Source organism: Mycobacterium sp. TH-M82 (assembly GCF_057473605.1).
Window position 1 is genome coordinate 1 of the sequence record NZ_JBYCKY010000192.1, and the last position, 4543, is coordinate 4543.

General features: G+C 71.6%; 4 protein-coding genes and 1 pseudogene. 1 reads left to right on the forward strand and 4 read right to left on the reverse strand.

Going from position 1 to position 4543, the window contains the following annotated elements; all coding sequences use genetic code 11:
• On the forward strand, window positions 1-1270 hold a 1270-nt coding region (locus AC2VON_RS05705; RefSeq protein WP_486952067.1), incomplete at its 5' end, for a hypothetical protein.
• 63 nt (window positions 1271-1333) lie between these two features.
• On the opposite strand, the gene AC2VON_RS05710 is transcribed toward AC2VON_RS05705, so the two are convergent.
• From AC2VON_RS05710 to AC2VON_RS05725, 4 genes and pseudogenes are all read right to left on the reverse strand, one after another.
• Window positions 1334-3436, reverse strand: coding sequence for a hypothetical protein (locus AC2VON_RS05710; protein WP_486952070.1), 2103 nt, complete (start codon window positions 3434-3436; stop codon window positions 1334-1336).
• 250 nt (window positions 3437-3686) lie between these two features.
• On the reverse strand, window positions 3687-4076 hold the full coding sequence (acpS, locus tag AC2VON_RS05715) for a holo-ACP synthase AcpS (protein WP_486952068.1): 390 nt from the start codon (window positions 4074-4076) through the stop codon (window positions 3687-3689).
• Between the two features lie 26 nt (window positions 4077-4102).
• A pseudogene (locus AC2VON_RS05720) lies at window positions 4103-4177 on the reverse strand (hypothetical protein); the annotation flags it as partial.
• A 13-nt stretch (window positions 4178-4190) separates the two neighbouring features.
• A partial coding sequence (locus AC2VON_RS05725; RefSeq protein WP_486952069.1) for a hypothetical protein occupies window positions 4191-4543 on the reverse strand: 353 nt, incomplete at its 5' end.

The following is a 4543-nucleotide window of genomic DNA, read 5'->3' on the forward strand; positions in this document are numbered from 1 at the left end:
ACAAGGCATCCAGGTCTACGAGGTGAACGGGGTCAGCGTCGAGAACATGACCGCCTGCAACTTCCTCTCCGCACCCCAAGGCGGCCCGGGCGGCAATGCGATCTGGTGGAACGGCGGCCATGAAACCGGCACCTTCCAAATAGGAAGTTGGCGCGGCGCGTACCTCTCGGCGACCTCGACGTACTACGAAGGCACCACCAAGCCGACGGCCACCTACGGGCTCTTCACCAACGACACCTACGGGCCGGGGCTGTTCACGCAGGTGTACGCGAACAACCAGAGCGACTCCGCGATCTACATCGGCGCTTGCCCTAACTGCAACTCGATCCTCGACCACGGCCACGGCCAGAATTCGGCCGAGGGATACGCGGGAACCAACTCCGGCGGGCACCTGATCATCCAGTACTCCGAATTCGACAACAACAGATCGGGGTTCTCCACCAACAGCGAGAACGACGCCGACCCACCGTCGCCCCAGGACGGCACGTGCCCCAATAACCAGACCGGTCCGACCGGGACCCATTCGTGCTGGGTGTTCTGGCACAACTCGGTGCACGACAACAACAACCCCAACGTGCCCGCCGTCGGCGAAGCCGCCCAAATCCCGATAGGGACCGGCGTCGTGATCTCCGGAGGCCGGTTCGACACCGTCACCGACAACGACATCTACGACAACGGCGGGTGGGGCGTGCTGCTGGTCCCCGATATCTCAACCAAAAAGTGGGTGTCGTACTCCTCCAACTGCCACGCCGGCGTCGGTATTAGGAACATAATCTGCTACTACGACGACTGGGGCAACGAGATCGCGAACAACACGATGAGCCACAACGGCTTTTTTGGCAACCCGAGCAACGGCGACCTCGCGGAGCTCTCAAATCTGCACCTTCCTGGCAACTGCTTCCACGGCAACGTCGACAGCTCGGGCGCGGCCGTCAACGCCAAGCACATTCAGGTCGGCAGCCGCCTAGACGTCACCACCGCCCCGCCCCTGCTCCAGTTCTTCCCGCACAACATCTGCGGAATCCCGGACTTCGGCGCACCGCTGCCCAGCATCCTCGGTCTGGGCCTGCTCTGCGCCTCGGAGTTCTTGGGCCCGTGCCCGACCACCCCAATCACGAACTACCCGAAGACGACGGTGGTCCAGATGATGCCGCTGCCTTCGCAGCCGAGCATGCCCGATCCGTGCCTGGGCGTGCCGCGCAACCCGTGGTGCCCCACCAACCCGGTCAGCCAACCGTCATATCCCGTGCCAGGATCCCCGGTCTCCTAGAACACTGAAGTAAATTAGCGACTGCTCGGCATTTGCCAGCGTCGGCAACACCCGCGCCGACGGCTACGTGTTACCGCCGGCTCCGCCGGTCCCGCCGTCACCGCCGTCACCGCCGGTCGCGTCGGTGGGCGTCACACCGGGCTTGCCGGCCGCGCCAGGCTCGCCGGCCACGCCGTCGCCGGTGCCGCCGGTCCCGCCGTCACCGCCGGTTCCGCCGGTGCCACCGATGCCGCTGGTCTCGGTGGCGTTGCCGCCGGTCCCGCCGGTCCCACCGTGACCGCCCTGACCGCCGACCAAGCCACCGGTGCCACCTGCGCCGCCGGCCCCGCCGATCCCGCCCGCAAGGCCGTGCGCGGGGCCGGTGCCGCCGGTTCCGCCGGTGCCGCCGTCACCGCCGGCCCCACCGGTTCCGCTGGTGGCGGTCGCTTGACCGCCGGCCCCGCCGGTTCCACCGGCACCGCCGATGACGCCGCTGACGCCTGCCGCGCCGTCACCGCCGGTGCCGCCGGTGCCGCCCGTGCCGTCGGTCCCGGTCGCTGCGCCGCCGGCGCCGCCGGTTCCGCCGGCGCCAGCGACGTTGACGTCACCGATCCCGCCGTCACCGCCATTGCCCCCGTGGCCGCCAGAGCCGTGCGCGCCGGTCGCTTCACCGCCGGCACCGCCGGTGCCGCCGGCGCCGCCGACGACGCTGCCGGTGCCGCCGGTGCCGCCATCCCCGCCGACACCGCCGTCGCTCGACGGGTAGGGGTTGGCGCCGCCGGCCCCGCCGGCGCCGCCGGCCCCGCCGGTGGCACCCGACCCGCCATCACCGCCGTTACCGCCGCCGCCCGACGGCTCGGCGGAGTTGGTGGCGGCGCCGCCGGTGCCACCGGCCCCGCCAGCACCGCCATTGCCGCTGTAGCCGGCGAAGCCGTCCCCGCCGAGGTGGCCGACGGGTGTACCGAGACCGTAAGCCCCACCGTCACCGCCGGCACCGCCGGTACCGGCGTTTCCGCCAAGCCCGCCATCCGCGCCGTTGCCGGCGGTGATGCCGGTGCCGCCGGCCCCACCGATGCCGCCAAGCCCGCCGTCCGCACCATCCCCGCCGTGACCGCCGTGACCGCCGCCTCCGCCGACCCCGGTGTTGCCGAACACGCCGCCGGCCCCACCGTTGCCGCCGGCTCCGCCGTTACCGCCAGCCCCGGCGGCCCCGCCGTCGCCACCGGCCCCGCCGGCCCCGCCGTTGCCACCGCCGGCGGTGGTGCCGCCGTCAGCGCCGGCGCCGCCGACACCCCCGGTGCCCCCGACGCCCCCGTCGCCGCCGGTACCCGCGGTGCCACCGGCCCCGCCGGTGCCGCCGTCGCCGATGATCAACCCGGCGGCCCCGCCGTGACCGCCGCCCCCGCCGTGACCGCCGGTGCCGCCGGCGCCGCCGGTGCCGCCGGCGCCGCCGGGCCCACCCGCACCGTCGTGAACACCGGTGACACCTGGTGTACCGGTCGTACCGGCGGCACCGGCCGCCCCGGTCACCCCGGTCGCGCCGGCCCCGCCGGCCCCGCCGGTGCCGCCGTTGCCATACAACTCCGCGGCGCCGCCGTTACCGCCGACCCCGCCGGTGCCGCCGGCGATCATGGCGGCTCCGCCGGCGCCACCGTCACCGCCGTCGCCCAGCAACAGCCCGCCAGTGCCGCCCACTCCGCCAGGAGCACCGGCAGCACCGGCTCCGCCGGTACCGCCATCACCGATCAGCCCGGCCGAGCCGCCGATCCCGCCGACCCCGCCGTTGACCCCGGCCACCCCGGTGACCCCGGTGCCCCCGTTGCCGGCCAAGAAGCCGCCGTCGCTGAGGTTGCCGAAGAACCCCGAATCACCCAACAGAGACGTGTTGGTCCCGGTGAAGTCGTCGACGCCGTTTCCGATCAAATCCCGCCCGAACAAAAACACCGTGGGCGCGTTGATGATCGGATCCAAGGTTTGGCCGATCGGGCCGGTGATGTAGTGCTGGACCAACCCGTTGACCGCGGTGTTGAGGTCGTTGACGAAATAGACCAGCGCCGAATCCACCGGGTAAGTTGTCGATGCGGGAAGAGCCGCGCCCGCATCGACGGCCGCCCCGCCCACATCGGGCACGCCGACGTCGGCCGCAGCGGCCGCGTTCATCAGCGGGTCAATGACCGGGTCGAGCATCATATCCAGCACGTCGGCACGCGCCGCCGGAGTCCCCAGCCCCGGAGTCAGCACCGCCGCGGCCATCGCACCCGCGGCCGCCCCTAACCCGGCCACTCGCCCAGCACCTCGCGTACCTCGACAGCACCGCCGCCGAGGTGACCCTTTTGCCATCATGTGCCCACCTTTCATGACAGAAACCACTAACCTGCTGCAGCCACCATAAGCTGGTATGTGCCCGCGCAGGTGTCGATAAGCAGGGATTAGACGGTTAAACCTCGAGGATGGCGACGGCGGCGGCGGTGTCTTCCTCGTGGGTCAGCGACACATGGATCCTGACGTCGGCCAGGTGCTGCGCGATCTCCCCGGAAAGTCGCACCCGCGGCCGCCCCCACATGTCGGTGACCACTTCGATGTCGCGGTAGATGCCCTCCGGTAGCACCGGGCGTTGCGCGAACCGCGATCCGGACCAGGCCTTGATCACGGCCTCCTTGGCCGCCCACCGGGCCGCCAAGTGTCGGGCCGCCGACGAACTCTTGTCCGAGGCGTCGCGGCGCTCACCGGGGGTGAAGGTCTCGGCGAACACCGTTCCGGGCTGGTCGACCTGTTCGGCGAAGTCGGGAATGCGGACCAGGTCGATCCCGACTCCCACGATGCTCATGCGCGCTGCTCTCCCCCGCAAGCGGGAGGTGCACCCACCTCGTCGATTCGTCCCCCACAAGCGGGAGGTGCCCCCACTGCATCGTCGCCGGCGCGGCTCACGGATCGACCCCGATCAGCCGATGTAGATGTCGTCGTCACCGAGCCGGGCCGCCGGGTCGAGCAGCATCGCGGCCTCCTGATGCCGCTCGGGTGCGTCATGGTCGAAGCGACGGCCGGCCGGCCGCTCATACATCGGCGGGCCACCGGCGATAGCCGAGGCCAGCCGGCGCGGACCGGCCAACACCCGGCCCGCGGCCCGGCGGGCGTAGTCCTCGCGCTGGCCGGGGTCCAACGCCGCCAGAAACGCCTGCGGGTGCACCAGCGCGACTAGACCCGACACGTGGCCGAACCCGAGGCTGGTCACCAGCCCGGCCTTCAGCGGGAACAACCCGGCGAGCCGCAGCGTGTCACGAACCCACACGAAGT

Coding starts and splice junctions, on each gene's coding strand:
- AC2VON_RS05710 (WP_486952070.1), bottom strand. CDS start 3,436: ATGCTCGACCCGGTCATTGACCCGCTGATGAACGCGGCCGCTGCGGCC.
- acpS (WP_486952068.1), bottom strand. CDS start 4,076: ATGAGCATCGTGGGAGTCGGGATCGACCTGGTCCGCATTCCCGACTTC.